Raw genomic sequence first — 15,059 nt, 5'->3', positions numbered from 1 at the left:
GGCGTGCCCTACAGGTCGCCGAACGCGTCGTACTTGACGCGCATCGACGGTACCTGCATCTCCGCCAAGGTGCGCATGGTCGACTTCACCATGCTGGGCGAGCCGGAGACGAAGAAGTCGTGGTTGTCCCACGGGCCGTAGCGGGCGATCACGTCGGAGACGTTGCCCTGCTCGCCGTCCCAGCCGGGGTCGTCGCTACAGGCCGGGATGACCTGCAGCCACGGGTACCGGGCGGCCAGCTCGGCGAGCGCCGGCAGGTCGTACAGGTCGTCGCGGTCCCTGGCGCCGAAGAAGAGGTGTACCCACCGGTTGCGGTTGAACCGGCCGAGATCCTCGATCAGGGCCTTGATCGGGGCGAGGCCGGTACCGCCGGCCACCATGACCAGGTCCCGGTCGGACTGCCGGTCGAGCGTCATCGACCCCATGGGCGCGGCCAACCGGATCATGTCGCCGGGCTTGAGCTTGCGGACGAGGGCGCTGGAGACCCAGCCCGCGCCGACGGCGCGGACGTGGAAGTCGATCGTGTTGTCGTCGCGCATCGCGTTCGCGGGGGAGTACATCCGCCACAGCCGGGGCTGGTAGTAGGTCTCCAGGCTCAGGTACTGGCCGGCCTCGTACTCGAGACGCTGCAACGGCCGGCACGTGAGCACGGCGATGTCGCGGCTGCGCCGTTCGTGGGCGGTCACCTCGGCGTGCCAGTACGGCGGCGTGCCGTCGTCGTCGGCGGCGCCCTGGATCATCGCCCGCGCGATCCGGTCGTAGCCGTCGCGCCAGGCCTGCTCGTACGCCGGCGACCAGCGTTCGCCGGCGTACGTGCGCAGCGCCTCCAGCAGGGCATCGAGCAGGATGTCGTAGTGCTCCGGCTCGGCGTGGAACTTGCGGTGGTCACGGCCGAGGGAGCGCAGGTACTCGTCGAAGCGCTCCGGGTCGTCGATGGTCTGGATGGCGCTGACGATGGCGCCGAGCAGCCGCGCCCGCTGCACGTCCATCTGGACCGGGAACAGGTCGCGTAGCTGCGGGTTGGACAGGAACATGCGCGCGTAGAAATGCCGCGCGACCTTGTCCTGCTGCTCCTCGACGAGCGTCCAACTCTCCTTCAACAGCCGGGACATACTGTACATCTGCGCCCTCTGATGTCTCGGCCCTCGCGTCGCGCGGATGGTCGCGTCGGCCCGGGGCTGGCGGAGTCGGTCCCGGTGGGGTCCCGCAAGCCGACTCCAACCGCTGGTATGGCCATGGCACGTGGTCCGTCACGTGGTGTGTGGTCATGTGTCGTGCGCGTGCCGCAACCAAGGGTGCTCACACTCGTTGGTCGGGCGTCGCACAAGGTGTGCGATACGGGCGAAATGATCATGATTTTTCTGTTCCGGTATGCCAGGGTGTGCACGTGTGGTCATGCGGGGCGCGTGTCGTGGACCGTCTTGTCGACCGACACGAGGAGCGTCGTGGACCGCACCAGCGCCTGGCCCGGTTCGGGTGGCGAACATCAGCTGCAGGAGCGGTACGGCACGGCCGACCGCGCCCAGCGCTTCTACTCCCAGCAGGTGCTCGACCATCTGAATGAGCGGATGCGCGAGTTCGTCGCCGAGCAGGAGATGATGTTCGTCGCCACCTCCGACGGCCACGGCGAGTGCGACAACACGTTCCGCGCCGGCCCTCCCGGCTTCGTGCAGGTCCTCGACCCCGACCGGCTGGCCTGGCCCGAGTACCGGGGCAACGGCGTGATGGCGAGCCTGGGCAACATCAGCGAGAACCCCCACGTCGGGCTGCTGTTCATGGACTTCACCCAAAGCGTCATCGGCCTGCACGTCAACGGCCGGGCCGCGATCGTCGAAGACGCCGACATGCGGACCGAGTACGACTACCTCGAGATCGACGACGCCCCCGGCCGCCGCCCGGAGCGGTGGGTCGTGGTGGAGGTCGAGGAGGCGTACATCCACTGCGCGAAGCACATCCCGCGGATGACGAAGGTGTCGAGGGACCGGCCGTGGGGCACCGACGACGTACGCCGTAAGGGCGGCGACTTCTTCGACGCCTCCCGCGAGCCCCGCCCCTGGGGCCCGGACCCGCAGCCCGGGCGCGGCCTGCCGGAGCAGCGTTCGCCCGGCGACGCGCCGGGTACGGTCCGCCGGTCGCGCCGGCACCGCGCTTCGGACGTGGCCCGGGCGGCCCGGTTGGCCGAGGTGACCGAGGCGGCCCGGGTGGCCGAGGCGGACTGGGCGGCAGAGGTCGCGCGGGTGGCGCGGGAGGCGGAGGCGGCGCGGATCGCCGAAGGGGCGACGAAGGCCGCGCGGCCGGCGGTCGGCGGAGCCGGACAGGGTACGGACGCCGAGGGCGCTCCGGCTGCCGTGGATGCCGGGCCCGCCGGGCGGGTCGAGGCGTCCGAGGTCGCCAGGACGGTCGATGACCTGCGCTCGCGGCCGGGCCGGCACCGGCGGCTGATGCGGCTGTTGCGCCACAACCTGAACTCCGGCCGGGCGTCGGATCCTGGCCGGGAGTCCTGAGGCGGCGGTACCGCGGACAGGTCTCGTACCGGGTTGCGACAGTTATTGCACCACGGTTCAATAACTGGTGTGGCGCGCCCCCGGAAGATCAGTGACGAACGGCTGCTCGCCGCGGCCGGCGCCGTGATCGCGCGGATCGGCCCCCGCTTCACCCTCGCCGACGTCGCGGCCGAGGCCGACGTGGTGGCCGGCACGCTGGTGCAGCGCTTCGGCTCCAAGCACGGCCTGCTCGTCGCCCTCTCACGGATGACCATCGAGGCCGTGCCGGGCGCCGTCGCCGTGGCCGCCGACGGCACCGACGACCCGGTGCAGGTGCTGCGCGACGGCGTCGTCGAGTGGTACGCCGGGCTCGACGACCCGGCGGCCGCCGCGAACAACCTCGCCCAGCTCGCCGTGGACTTCGGCGACGACGAACTGCGGGACCTGCTCGCGCAGTTGTACGAGTCGGTCGACGTGCAGGTGGCGGCCCTGGTGCGGCGCGCGGTCCGGGCCGGTGCGCTATCCGGTGCGCCACCGCCGGACCGGGCGGCCCGGATTCTCACCGCCCTTGCCGAGGGCAGTGCCATCCGCTGGTCGGTGCGCCCGCGTGGCAGCCTGCGGGACCGGGTGCGCGCCGACCTCGACGCGGTGCTGAACGCATGGACCTGACCCCTGGAGGAGACATGACCCTTCCGTTGCGGGACACCGTCGCCCTGGTCACCGGCGGCACCCGTGGTGCCGGCCGGGCGATCGCGGTCGAGCTCGGCGCGGCGGGCGCCACCGTGTACGTCACCGGCCGCACCACCCGCGGTTCCCGCAGTCCGGTCGACCGTCCGGAGACCATCGAGGACACCGCCGAGCTGGTGACGAAGGCGGGCGGTCGCGGCATCGCCGTCCGCTGCGACCACCTGGTCCCGTCCGACGTCGCCGCGCTGGTGGGGCGGATCGAGCGGGAACAGGACGGCAGGCTGGACGTCCTCGTCGACGACACCTGGGGCGGCGAGAAGTGGATCGAGTTCAAGCCGATCTGGGAGCACAACCTCGACAACGGTCTGACGATGGTCCGCAACGGCCTGGAGACCCACCTGATCACGCTGCACACGGTGCTGCCGCTGCTGATCCGGCGGGGCCGCGGCCTGGTCGTCGAGCTGACCGACGGCGACGACATGTTCAACGCGCACTACCGGGGATCGATGTTCTACGACCTGGTCAAGGTGGCGATCACCCGGATGGGCAAGATGCTCGCCGAGGAGCTGAACCCGCACGGCGTGACCTCGGTGTCGCTCACCCCCGGCTTCCTGCGCTCGGAGGAGATGCTCGAACACTTCGGCGTCACCGAGGAGAACTGGCGGGACGCGATCGCCAAGGTTAGGTGGTTCGCCATCTCCGAGACGCCGCACTACGTGGGTCGGGCGGTGGCGGCGCTGGCCAGCGACCCGGACGTGCGGCGGTGGGCGGGGAAGGCGCTGTCAGCGGGGGTACTGGCCAAGGAGTACGGCTTCACCGACCTCGACGGCTCGCAGCCGGAGGCCACCCGCTTCTTCGCCGACGCCTACTACGGCGACAAGAAGGACGCCCGGGTCGAGGACTACCGCTAGGCGACGAGTGCGGCCGTGGCGGCATGCCGGGTGCGGCCGCACCCTCGCCCGTACCCTCGGGGTGGTGCCGCCGACCCGACCGATTCCGGTTCGGTCGTCGTACACATGTATGAATCCGCACGCCTCTAAGGTAGGCGCGTGGAACCTGATCGACGGCGGACCCTACGGTCCGAGGTGTGGCTGGTGCTCGGCGTGTCGCTGGGCGCCTCGGCCGTGTACGCGGCCGTGTCGCTGCTGGCCAAGCTGACCGCCGGCCGGCCGCTGAGCCAGCAGCACGCGACCCTCAACCCCTCGCAGGCGCCGGGCCGGCCGTGGCTCGACCTCACCTACCAGCTGCTCGGGATCTTCTTCGCGCTGGTACCCGCGCTGCTGGCTCTCCACCTGCTCGCCCGCGAAGACGGTGAGAGTGTGTGGACCAGGCTCGGTATCGACCGTCGCCGTCCGGGGTTCGACCTGGCCGCGGGTGCCGGCCTCGCGGCCGTGATCGGCCTCCCTGGGCTCGGGTTGTACCTGGTGGCGCGGGCCGTCGGGGTGAACGCGACGGTCGTGCCGGCGGCGCTGCCGCACGTGTGGTGGGCCGTGCCGGTACTGGTGCTGTCGGCAATCCAGAACGCCGTACTCGAAGAGGTCGTGGTTGTCGGGTACCTGCTCACGCGGCTACGCCAGCTCGGCTGGTCGGCCGCCGCCGCGGTCGCGACCAGCGCGCTGCTGCGCGGCTCCTACCACCTGTACCAGGGGTTTGGGGCGTTCGTCGGCAACGCGGTGATGGGCGTCGTGTTCGCGCTGTTCTTCCGCCGGACGCGGCGGGTCGCGCCGCTCATCGTGGCCCACACGATCCTCGACGTGGTGTCCTTCGTCGGCTATGCGCTCTTCGCCAGGCACCTGCCGTTTCTGCGCTGACTCCACTATGTACAGACGACGAGGTGGCCGTCGCTGCGCAACCAAGTGACACACTTCCACCCTTCGATCGAACCGAATAAGCTGCCGCGCATCGTGGGTGTCGCACCCGCGCGCCCGGGCCTGTGGCCACAGCCGCCGCCCGGTACGGCTCCCTGGGTGGTCCATGGGGGCAGGCAGACACGGAGGTTCGAACACCAGTGTCGTTATCCTCACCGGCCGGGCGCCTGCGCCCGGCCGCGCTCGCAGTGGCTACCACCGCGGTCACCGCTATCGCGCTCGCCGTACCCGGCACTGCCGGCGCGGCTCCCGCGGCGGCGGAACCAGCGGCCCTCTACCTCGTACAGACCCAAGGTTCGTCGATCGCCACCTACACCGGCGGCGTCCAGAACATCCCCGGCACCAGGCCGGCCGACGGTCAGAAGCTCGACCGGCGGTCCTGGAACTACCACTCCTACCGGCAGTACCTGCTCGACCAGCACAAGAAGGTGCGGCAGGCGGCCGGCGTGGACCGCAAGGTCGTCGCCGAGTACAGCACCACCTGGAACGGGTTCGCCGCCAAGCTGACCCCGAGCGACGTCACCCGGCTCAAGACCACCCCCGGCGTGGTCGACGTGTACAAGAGCAAGCTGCACCATGTCGACACCGTCACCACGCCGACGTTCCTCGGCCTCGACGGCCCGGGCGGGGTGTGGCAGAAGCAGTTCGGCGACCCGACGCACGCGGGTGAGGGGGTCATCGTCGGTGTCCTCGACACCGGCATCTGGCCGGAGAACCCCAGCTTCGCGGCGCTACCCGAGCCGCGCCCGGACCAGGCCGTCATCGACGACAAGTGGGGTACCGGCGACATCGCCGCGGCGAAGTGCGAGGCCGGGGACGACCACCCGGTCGAGTGCAACAACAAGCTGATCGGTGCCCGCTGGTTCAACCTGGCCGGTCTGGCCGACGAGTACCCGGGCGAGTTCCACTCGCCGCGCGACTACCACGGCCACGGCTCGCACACCGCGTCGACGGCCGCCGGTAACCACGACGTCACGGCCTCGGTCAACGGCTCCGTGATCGGCAAGGTCTCCGGCATGGCGCCCGCCGCCCGGCTCGCCGTGTACAAGGTGCTGTACGAGAGCGCCGACGGCACCAACGGTATCGGCAGCACCGTCGACATCGTCGCCGCCATCGACCAGGCGGTCGCCGACGGCGTCGACATCCTCAGCTACTCCATCGGCGACGACGAGGACGTGATCGGCCCCGAGGAGCAGGCGTTCTTCGACGCCGCCGCCGCCGGGGTCTTCGTCTCCGCCGCCGCCGGCAACAACGGTGGCGCCGGCGCGTCGACCGTCGACAACGCCGCCCCGTGGATGACCACGGTCGCCGCGAGCACCCACGACCGTGGGTACCAGCGGACCGTGACGCTGGGCAACGGTGCCTCGTACACCGGTGCCGGCCTCGGCAACGAGACCGTGACGGCCCCGCTGCTGGACTCGGTCAAGGCCGGGGCGGCCGGCCAGGACGCTACCGACGTCGAACTGTGCACCCCCGGCACGCTCGACCCGGCCAAGGTGACCGGCAAGATCGTCCTGTGTAAGCGCGGCGTGGTCGCCCGCGTCGACAAGAGCAAGGCGGTCAAGCAGGCCGGCGGCGTCGGCATGATCCAGTACAACCCGTCGCCGAACTCGCTCAACGCCGACTTCCACTTCGTGCCGTCGGTCCACGTGGACCAGACCGCCGGTGCGGCCATCAAGGCGTACATCGCGGGTACGGCCGCCCCGACCGCCACACTGAAGCCGGCCGTACAGGTCAAGAACCAGGCGCCGGCCATGGCCGACTTCTCGTCCATGGGCCCGTCGATCAGCAGCGGTGGCGACCTGCTCAAGCCGGACATCACCGCGCCCGGCGTCGACGTGCTCGCCGCCGTCTCGCCGGCCGGCCACAGCGGCCAGGACTTCGACCTCTCCTCGGGTACGTCCATGGCCACGCCGCACATCTCCGGCATCGCCGCGCTGATCATCGGTAAGCACCCGAACTGGTCGCCGATGGCGGTCAAGTCGGCGATGATGACCACCGCCGGCCAGCTCGACAACGCAGGCAAGCCGATCCAGCGCGCCGGGGCCGCCGCCACGCCGCTGGACTTCGGTGCCGGGCACGTCACGCCGGCTCCAGCGTTCGACCCCGGTCTGGTCTACGACTCGGGGCCGATCGACTGGCTGCGGTACACCTGCGGGGTCGGCGTGCACTTCAAGGTCGGGCCCGCGCCCGGGACGGACGTCTGCCCGATCGTCGGCACCATCGACCCGAGCAACCTCAACTACCCGTCGATCGCGGTCGGTGACCTCGTCAAGGAGCAGAAGATCACCCGTACGGTCACGAACGTCTCCGACCAGTCGAGCACGTACGTGGCCAAGATCACGGCCCCGGCCGGGTTCAGCGTCACGGTGGACCAGCCGGTACTCGTGGTGAAGCCGGGCAAGTCGGCCACCTTCACGGTGACGATCACGCGGACCAACGCGGCCCTCAACGCCTGGGCCTTCGGCTCGCTCACCTGGCTCGACCTGCGCGGCCACTCGGTGCGCAGCCCGATCGCGGTACGGCCCGTCGCCAAGGCGGCGCCGAAGCTGACCGCGCCCGGTGTGAAGTCGGCGTTCTCGTCCGACATCTGAGGCAGGGTCCGGCTGGTGCCCCGGTTACCGTCCCGGTAGCCGGGGCACCAGCGTGTGCGCGGTGAAACCGCTGTGCGCGGTGAAACCGCTGCGCGCGAGAACCGTGGCCTACTCGCGGTAGAACTTCGCCGCGCGGGCCGCCAACTGTTCGGTGCCGCGGCCGTCCAGGATCGCCGTGAGCACCGCCCCCGCGCCCGGCACGAGCCGGGCCGCCCGACGGGCCGTGGCCATCCGGACCAGGGCCCGGCCGGCGACCTTGAGCAGGGGGAGCGTCACCTGGTTCGGCTCGCCGGCCCCGACGCCGTGCGTGGCCGTGCCGTTCGCGGCATCCTCCGTGATCCGGCCCGTGGCATCCTCCACGGCCCGGCTCGCGGCGTCGAGGGCCTCCCGGGCGGCACCCAGATCCGGATGTACCCGCAGGAGCACGAGCAGTTCGCCGGCGCGGTCGCGGTCGGCCGGGTCCCGTCCGTACACCGCCGCGAGGTCGAGCACGAGCCGCGCCTGGGTCCACAACAGGCCCGCCGTCGCGGCGAGTACCGCCGTGGGTCCGAGCAGACCCGCCAGCGCGCCCTGGGTACGCGCCTGGCGCACCGCCCGGGCCGTCGCGATCCGGGCCAGTCCGCCAGCGGTCGCGTGCGGGTACGTGTCGCGCAGCCAGGCCAGCTGCGCCCGCGCCTGCGGCCCGAGCTGCTCGACACACGCGAGCGCGAGCAGTTCCGCCGCGTACCCCGGGTTGGCCTTGACGGTCGGCCACAGCGCCGGCCGTGCCGGCGTCGGAAGCTCTCCCAGCGGGGCCGGCAGGTGCGCCGGTACCGCCGGGGTCCCCGTTGACGGAGCGGTCGGCCGGTCCTGCGGTACGGGCGGCTGCGCGGGTGGGGCCGACGGCTGGTCCGGTGCGGGCCTGGCCGTCGCCTTCTTCGGCGCCTTCCTGGCGGGCGCCTTGGCCGCCTTCCGGGTGGGCGTCGCGTCAGCCGATGTGACGGGTGTCACGGTCGCAGGGGCGGAAGCCGGGGCTGCCGGTGCCGACGAAGCGGCCGTCCCGGGAGCCGGGCGTTGTGCGTGGGCCGGGGGCGGACTGGATGGTGCGGCCGGCTGGGCGGCGTCGGTGGTCGCTGTGGTGTCCGGCGGTACCGCTGCCGTGGCCTTCTTCGCCGCCTTCTTGGCTGCCTTGGCCGGCTCGGTGGATCTGGCGGCCTCGGTGGCCTTCGTTCGTTTCGCAGGTGTGGCCGGTGCCACGGCCTTGGCCGGCCCGGTAGCGTCGGCTGGCCCGGTGGCCTCGGCCGGTTCGGCGGTGGGCTTCCGTGGCGCGGCCGGCTCGGGGGCGATCGGCGGGACGAACGTGGCCGGGGGGATCTTGCGTGGCCGAGGCGTCCCGGCCCCGCCGGCAGCCGGTTGCCCGCTCGCCGTGGACGGGTTCGACGTGTCGTTCGGCTTCGCCTGGGCGGCGCGCTTCCGGGGGGTGGCCGCCGTTTTGTCGTCCTCCATGGTCCGAGATTAGTGCTGTACAAGCCCGGTTGCCCGTCGAAACGCCATCGGGATTCGACGATGTCTGGACTCCGGGGTAGGTGCGTGCCAGGGTGGTGTGGCGACGATCTACCCAAACTGTAATCAAGGACACATCCGAACGGTGCCGCTCGATCGGTGGGCCTGGTCAACCAAGATCGGCTCGCCGGCGGGATACCCGCTTTGTGCGGGGCGGGAGTTTCCCTGTATCCTCGTTCGGCGGTGGCCCTCGTGGTCATCGTGGAGGCTTCGCCTAGTCTGGTCTATGGCGCCGCACTGCTAATGCGGTTTGGGTCTTAAAGCCCATCCCGGGTTCGAATCCCGGAGCCTCCGCGCTTCGACTGGTGTGTACACTAGCCGAGCAGCCAGCGCCCGTAGCTCAACGGATAGAGCATCTGACTACGGATCAGAAGGTTAGGGGTTCGAGTCCCTTCGGGCGCGCAAGGCAGAAGCCCTGATCAGCGGAAACGCTGATCAGGGCTTCTGATTATTTGAACTGTCCCCCGAAAATCCCCCGGTAACGCCGGTGGGTGGTCAGGTTCGCTCACCTGCTGCGCTGGCCGTGCGTGCGCGCCCCGGGGCCAGTACTGGTGCACTGCGTAGTCAGTGCCGCACCGTTGGGCCACTCGTGAGGAGCCCGGCTGCGCGCCGTCCGCGGCCCTAGTGCGGCAGCCGCCGTTTGGGATCACGGCTGAAGTTCGAGGCCGAGGCGTCTGGCGTAGTGTGCGCGTCGGGCTTGGGCCTGGTGTCTTGGGCGCCAGTGTGACCAGTGCAATCGGTGAGCGAGGTCGCGGCTCGGGCGAATGAGGAAGGTGTTGATCAGGCGGCGGACTTCGTTGACCGTCGGCTTGATCAGACCGGTGTCGCTGGCGTGGCCGGCCGTGCTGGCGGCGTCGGCCGCGCAGATCGCCAGCACGGCGAGGGCGGCCAGGGCGGTCAGGGCGGTCAGGGCGGGGATGGTGAACCGGTGCCAGGAGTCCCAACGGCGGACCTGGTGCTGGTCGAGGCCGACCTGGCTCTTGGCGGCCTGGAAGGACTCCTCGACGGTCCACCGGATCTCGGCCACCCGCACGAGCCGGGCCAACGTGGCCGGCTGCGGGGTCCAGCAGCGGTAGAAGGCCAGCTCGCCGGTAGTGGTGTTGCGGCGAATCAGCAGGCTGTGGTGGCCGCCGTCGTCGGGGTCGGCGTCGGTGCTGACCTCACCCAGCCACGCCCACTCGTAGCAGCGGGGCCCTTTCGACCCGGCCCCGGCCGAACGGCGCTGCCAGGCCGAGGTGGGCAGGTCGACGGCGACCCGATCAACGCGAACCTTGACCTTGCCGCCGTCGAGCGGGACGAGGTGGCTACGCGAAACCGCGAGGACGTAGCCCAACCGCAGGTGTCGCAGGTGGGCGCGGAACGCGGTGCTGTTGCCGTAGGCCTCGTCCGCGGCGGCCCATCCGGCTGGCACGCCAGCGGCGACCGCGGCGGTGATCATGTCGGCGGCCAGGTCGGCTCGGGTGGCGAACCCGACCTCGTTCGGGACACCGGCGGCCCGGCGGCGGTCCCCGTCGTCGGTCCATGACGTCGGCAGGTAGACCCGGCGGTCGATCAGGGTGTGCCCGTGCCGGCCGGCGTAGGTCACAAACACTCCGACCTGGGCGTTTTCGGTCCGGCCGGCGATGCCGGTGTACTGGCGTTGCCCCCCGACCGAATGCGTGCCCTTCTTCAGGTCGTCGGCCACCAGGACCGCGTCCGGGGCGGCGAACCGGTCCGTGATCATCTGCCGCAGGTCGTCACGGACGGCGTCGGCGTCCCAGACCGCCCGGTACAGCAGTCGCTGCATCGCGTCCGGCCGGGCGTGCCCGGCGTGTTCGGCCAGCTGCCAGCACGTCTTGACCTCCAGGTCGGCCAGCAGCCCGGTTACGAACGCCGCCGCCGCGCGGCGTGGTTCGACCCGCCCGAACCGGCCTGCGAACGAGGCGAGCACTCCGGCCAGTACCTGTTGCCACCCGGCGGGGTCTACGCTGTGGCCTGCGGCCACCGCCAAATCTGAAGTTTTGTCCACAACAGACAGATGATCAGGCGGTGGTCGCCTCGCGTCTACCCCCATCCATCAGCGGCATCTCAAACGGCGGCTGCCGTACTAGGCATCAATCATCTAGTCCCCCCCGTTACGAGTTCGCTGGTGGCGTGGTCGGCAGGGAACTGCCAGATGATCGCCATAGCAGAGGAGATCTCGATCGCGGGGATCCAGGCCGAAGCCGGTCAGGGTTCGGGGTCAGCTGCGGCGGGCGGCCCAGACGGTGCGCTCGGTGCGTACTGTCAGGTCACGTCGGCGCAGGACGCCGCGCGAGCTGCTGGTGTCGAGGAGTTGGTCGAGCGCGGTGAGGTCCTCGGCGGAGAGCCTGTCGGCGATGACACTGCGGATGCGCTGCAGGACGCCGAGGGCATAGCGGCTGATCGCCTCGCTGTGCGAGCCTTCGATGTTGACGGTGACGGTGCGCTGGTCCTCGACGGTGAAGCCGGCGGCGGTCAGCATCGGGCCCCAGTCGGCGCCGCGGTGGGGCATGTGTTCGGCTTGGAGGCAGTCGGCCGCGGCATGGACGCGCTCTTCGAGGCCGGGTCGGTCCTCGGGGGCGTTGTCGGGCAGGAAACGGGGGTGGCCGGCCAGTTCCACGACGGCGAACAGGCCGCCGAGCGCGAGCGCGTCGTGGACGGTGCGCAGTGCGCGGTCTGGGTGGGTCATGTGGTGCATCGAGGCCGACGCCCACACCAGGTCCGGTGAGCCGAGGTCGGGCCAGGTGGCTTCGTCGAGGTCGGCCTGTACCGTGCGCACGCGGTCCTGGACGCCGCGGGCGCATGCCTTGGTGCGCAGGCGCTGAAGGTGGTCGGCGGATGCGTCGATGGCGGTGATGTGCGCGTCGGGGCAGCGGTCGAGGAGGGCGAAGGTGCCGGCGCCTGTGCCGCAGCCCAGATCCACGATGTGGTGTGGGCTGGTCCGCAGTGGCAGCCATGCGGTAATGGAGGCGGTGTGTTCGGCGAGGACCTCGGCGTCCAGGTCGAGGATCTCTGCTTGGCCGTCGGTTCCGTGTTCGTGGTGGTGCCCGTGTGAACCGCTGTGCTGGGGGGTGTGGATGTGTGCGTGACTCATGGATCTCACCCTAGGGGCGACTATGCGCCTCTGGCACTAGATCTTGCATTTTACGCAAGACGATGGTGTGGTGTGCTGCCCGACGCGCAATAGGGCGCCGAGGCTGAGGCAGTGGGCGGGGTCGTCATTCCGGAGAGTTCTGAGCCTCGCCATCGCCGTCGCGCTGGTGGCCGCGGCGGGCGTCGCGGTCGAAGATCCCCAGGATCTCGCAGAGCCCTGTCTCGGCACCGATCGCGTGCGGCATCATCGTGGGGAACTCGGCCGCCTGGTTGGTCTCAAGGCGGTAGCGGCGGTGGCCGAGCATGAGGACCGCAGTGCCGGACAGGACGACGAGCCATTCGTGCCCCGGGTGGGCACGCATGCGCGCCGGGTTCTCGGGGGGTGGGTCGGCCAGGCGCTGGCGCACCACGCTCATCCCGGGGTCTGCCTTGACGGTCCAGCGCATCCGCCCGTGGGCGCTGTCGATCGTCGGGCTGGTGACGACGTCGTCGGTGGCGGTCTCCACGAGCTGATCAAGCGTGGTGTCCAGAGCGCGGGCGAGGGTGACCAGCTGATCCAGGGCGAGGCGGCGCTGGCCGTTCTCGATACGGCTTAGTGAGGACTGGCTGAGGTGGGCGCGGGAGGCCAATTCCTCCAAGGACCAGCCTTGCGCCACCCGCAAAGCGCGGAGGCGTTTGCGTACGAGGCTGTCCAGATCTCTATCTTCTTGCGTCATAGGCAAAACTATATGCCCTGAGTGCAAATCTGGTTAGCGTCGTTTGCAGATGGTCCGCATCGTGTCGGGCCACCCACAAAGAAGGGCAGGAGCCATGGCCGTGACAGCTTCTCCGTACGCGAGCGACGCACTGCCCGAGGCTCCGGTCGACGTGGTGGTGATCGGCGGGGGCGCCGCAGGGCTGAACGGTGCGCTGATGCTCGCCCGCTCCCGCCGCTCGGTCGTCGTGATCGACAACGGCTCCCCACGCAACGCGCCCGCGAAGGCCATGCACGGCTTCATCGTCCTGGACGGCACCCCACCCGCCGAGATCCTCCAGCGGGGCCGGGAGCAGGTACGCCAGTACGGCGGGCGCATCGTCTTCGGCGAGGTGATCTCGGCCGAGCCTGCATCCCCGTCGGTGGACGGGGACCTGCGGTTCACCGTCTCCCTCGCCGACGGTCACATGATCACCGCTCGCCGCATCCTGGTGGCCACCGGCCTCACGGATGTGCTGCCCGAGGTGCCCGGGCTCGCCGAGCACTGGGGGCGCAGTGTGGTGCACTGCCCGTACTGCCACGGCTGGGAGGTGCGCGATAAGCCCATCGGCATCCTCGCCACCGGCCCGGCCTCCATCGGCCATGCGCTTCTGTTCCGTCAGCTGACTGAGGATTTGACCTACTTCACCCACGGCACTGACCTGGATGAGGACACCCGGGCCCGCTTCACTGCCCGCGGCATCCGCATCATCGAGACAGCGGTCAAGGAGGTCGTCAACGACGAGGACGGTGCCCTCGCCTGGGTGCGCCTGGCCGACGGCCAGGTCGTGGCCCGCCGCGTCCTCGCAGTTGCCACGCAGATGCAGGCCCGCGCCCAGGGCCTGGAAGGTCTGTGCCTGCCGATGCGGGATCTGCCCAACAACATGGGCAGCGGCTTCGCCACCGGCATGGCCGGCACCACCGAGGTGCCGGGTGTGTGGGTGGCCGGCAACGCCACCGACCTCACCGCCCAGGTCGGCGCCGCCGCAGCGGCCGGAGCCCTGGCTGGCGCCCACATCAACAGCGTACTGGCCACCGCGGACGCCGACGCGGCCCTCCACGCAGCCCCGGGCGGCACGCGCCCCTGATATCCCGGCCCGGCACCTGCCGCCGCTCGACCGTGTGGCGATGCGCGCGGTGCCCCACCACCCCTCGTTCTGCTCGGCGACCGGCCCTGCCCCGGCGCTATCTCGGCATGCCCTTTGAGAGGAAATCCATGAGTACAAACCAGCCCGCACGAGCCGCGCAGGCCAGCGGGGAGGGCTTCCGCGACGCACGTCAGCTGCGCAAGGTCCTTACCGCCGTCTCCATCGCCCTGATGGCGGTCATCGCCTCGGTGACCGGACTCAATGTCGCGCAGACCCACATGGCTGTGGAATTCGGCGCGTCCCAGAGCACGGTCCTGTGGATCATCAACATCTACACCCTGGTCCTGGCAGCGCTGCTGCTGCCGCTCGGCGCACTGGGCGACCGCCTGGGCCGCAAGCCCATGCTCATCGCCGGACTGGGGGTCTTCGGCATCGCCACCGCCGTTGCGGGACTGGCCCCGAATGCGGAAGTGATGCTCGCCGCCCGCGCGGCCGGCGGTATCGGCGCCGCAATGATCATGCCGATCACGCTTGCCGTCATCACCTCCACCTTCCCCGAACAACAGCGCGGCAAGGCGATCGGCGTGTGGACCGGCATCGCCGGAGGCGGCGGCATCCTGGGCATGTTCCTGTCCGCGCTCCTCGTCGACGTCGCCGACTGGCGCTGGCTGTTCGTCCTACCGGCCGTCCTCGTCGCCGCGGCCCTGGCCATGACGCTCAAGTCGGTCCCCAACTCCCGCGAGACCTCGCCCCACCGATTCGACACCACCGGCGCTCTGGTCTCCGCGATCGCGGTGACCGGCCTAATCTTCGTCCTGCAGGAAGGCCCCGAACGCGGCTGGACCGCCCGTTACCTTTTTGATCGTCCCCAGCCGGGGACTGCTCGGTCGCTCGGCCCGGTATGACTGACTGCCCCTGTAGCACGCATGATCCGGGGGGTGTTGTCGCCGGGCCGGGTGGCGTCGGCGGAC

The 15,059-nt window shown here is 70.6% G+C and carries 13 protein-coding genes and 2 tRNA genes; 10 read left to right on the top strand and 5 right to left on the bottom strand.

The features are described from left to right. Nucleotides 1-8: 8 nt before the first annotated feature. The gene (locus tag ACNTMW_RS22620; protein ID WP_426635747.1) at nucleotides 9-1,121 is read right to left on the bottom strand and encodes a globin domain-containing protein; all 1,113 of its coding nucleotides are present in this window, start codon (nucleotides 1,119-1,121) and stop codon (nucleotides 9-11) included. 324 nt (nucleotides 1,122-1,445) lie between these two features. Between ACNTMW_RS22620 and ACNTMW_RS22615 the strand changes: the two genes are divergently transcribed. From ACNTMW_RS22615 to ACNTMW_RS22595, 5 genes are all read left to right on the top strand, one after another. Then, complete coding sequence (locus ACNTMW_RS22615; protein WP_426635746.1) at nucleotides 1,446-2,504, top strand: pyridoxamine 5'-phosphate oxidase family protein; 1,059 nt, start codon at nucleotides 1,446-1,448, stop codon at nucleotides 2,502-2,504. Nucleotides 2,505-2,573: 69 nt separating this feature from the next. Then, nucleotides 2,574-3,152, top strand: coding sequence for a TetR/AcrR family transcriptional regulator (locus ACNTMW_RS22610; RefSeq protein WP_426635745.1), 579 nt, complete (start codon nucleotides 2,574-2,576; stop codon nucleotides 3,150-3,152). A gap of 14 nt (nucleotides 3,153-3,166) precedes the next feature. Continuing rightward, complete coding sequence (locus ACNTMW_RS22605; protein WP_426635744.1) at nucleotides 3,167-4,081, top strand: SDR family oxidoreductase; 915 nt, start codon at nucleotides 3,167-3,169, stop codon at nucleotides 4,079-4,081. Between the two features lie 138 nt (nucleotides 4,082-4,219). Next, a complete protein-coding gene (locus ACNTMW_RS22600; protein ID WP_426635743.1) occupies nucleotides 4,220-4,981 on the top strand; it encodes a CPBP family intramembrane glutamic endopeptidase in 762 nt (253 codons plus the stop codon). 197 nt (nucleotides 4,982-5,178) lie between these two features. Continuing rightward, on the top strand, nucleotides 5,179-7,632 hold the full coding sequence (locus ACNTMW_RS22595) for a S8 family serine peptidase (RefSeq protein ID WP_426635742.1): 2,454 nt from the start codon (nucleotides 5,179-5,181) through the stop codon (nucleotides 7,630-7,632). Between the two features lie 108 nt (nucleotides 7,633-7,740). Here the strand turns inward: ACNTMW_RS22595 and ACNTMW_RS22590 are convergent, their stop codons facing one another. Further along, on the bottom strand, nucleotides 7,741-8,622 hold the full coding sequence (locus ACNTMW_RS22590) for an EcsC family protein (RefSeq protein WP_426635741.1): 882 nt from the start codon (nucleotides 8,620-8,622) through the stop codon (nucleotides 7,741-7,743). 148 nt (nucleotides 8,623-8,770) lie between these two features. Between ACNTMW_RS22590 and ACNTMW_RS22585 the strand changes: the two genes are divergently transcribed. From ACNTMW_RS22585 to ACNTMW_RS22575, 3 genes are all read left to right on the top strand, one after another. Next, nucleotides 8,771-9,130: a hypothetical protein gene (locus tag ACNTMW_RS22585; protein WP_426635740.1), complete on the top strand. Its 360-nt coding sequence runs from the start codon at nucleotides 8,771-8,773 to the stop codon at nucleotides 9,128-9,130. A gap of 247 nt (nucleotides 9,131-9,377) precedes the next feature. Next, nucleotides 9,378-9,468: transfer RNA gene (locus tag ACNTMW_RS22580), tRNA-Ser, on the top strand. Between the two features lie 35 nt (nucleotides 9,469-9,503). Further along, nucleotides 9,504-9,576, top strand: a tRNA-Arg gene (locus ACNTMW_RS22575). Nucleotides 9,577-9,820: 244 nt separating this feature from the next. Here the strand turns inward: ACNTMW_RS22575 and ACNTMW_RS22570 are convergent. The 3 genes from ACNTMW_RS22570 to ACNTMW_RS22560 form a co-directional block, all read right to left on the bottom strand. Beyond that, nucleotides 9,821-11,158 (bottom strand): IS701 family transposase, encoded by a 1,338-nt coding sequence (locus ACNTMW_RS22570; RefSeq protein ID WP_426635738.1) that lies wholly within the window; start codon nucleotides 11,156-11,158, stop codon nucleotides 9,821-9,823. Nucleotides 11,159-11,395: 237 nt separating this feature from the next. Continuing rightward, complete coding sequence (locus ACNTMW_RS22565) at nucleotides 11,396-12,268, bottom strand: methyltransferase domain-containing protein (protein WP_426635737.1); 873 nt, start codon at nucleotides 12,266-12,268, stop codon at nucleotides 11,396-11,398. Nucleotides 12,269-12,392: 124 nt separating this feature from the next. Beyond that, on the bottom strand, nucleotides 12,393-12,983 hold the full coding sequence (locus ACNTMW_RS22560; protein WP_426635736.1) for a helix-turn-helix domain-containing protein: 591 nt from the start codon (nucleotides 12,981-12,983) through the stop codon (nucleotides 12,393-12,395). 94 nt (nucleotides 12,984-13,077) lie between these two features. Between ACNTMW_RS22560 and ACNTMW_RS22555 the strand changes: the two genes are divergently transcribed. Then, entirely contained in the window at nucleotides 13,078-14,088 is a 1,011-nt protein-coding gene (locus tag ACNTMW_RS22555) for an NAD(P)/FAD-dependent oxidoreductase (RefSeq protein WP_426635887.1), read from the top strand. A gap of 107 nt (nucleotides 14,089-14,195) precedes the next feature. Next, nucleotides 14,196-14,993, top strand: a complete 798-nt coding sequence (locus tag ACNTMW_RS22550) for an MFS transporter (protein ID WP_426635734.1) — start codon at nucleotides 14,196-14,198, stop codon at nucleotides 14,991-14,993. Nucleotides 14,994-15,059 lie beyond the last annotated feature (66 nt).

Origin of the sequence: Planosporangium spinosum, from assembly GCF_049999945.1 — a bacterium.
Taxonomy (GTDB): domain Bacteria; phylum Actinomycetota; class Actinomycetes; order Mycobacteriales; family Micromonosporaceae; genus Planosporangium; species Planosporangium spinosum.
The sequence above is the reverse complement of the archived record's forward strand: the minus strand, read 5'-3'. Positions and strand labels throughout refer to the sequence as shown.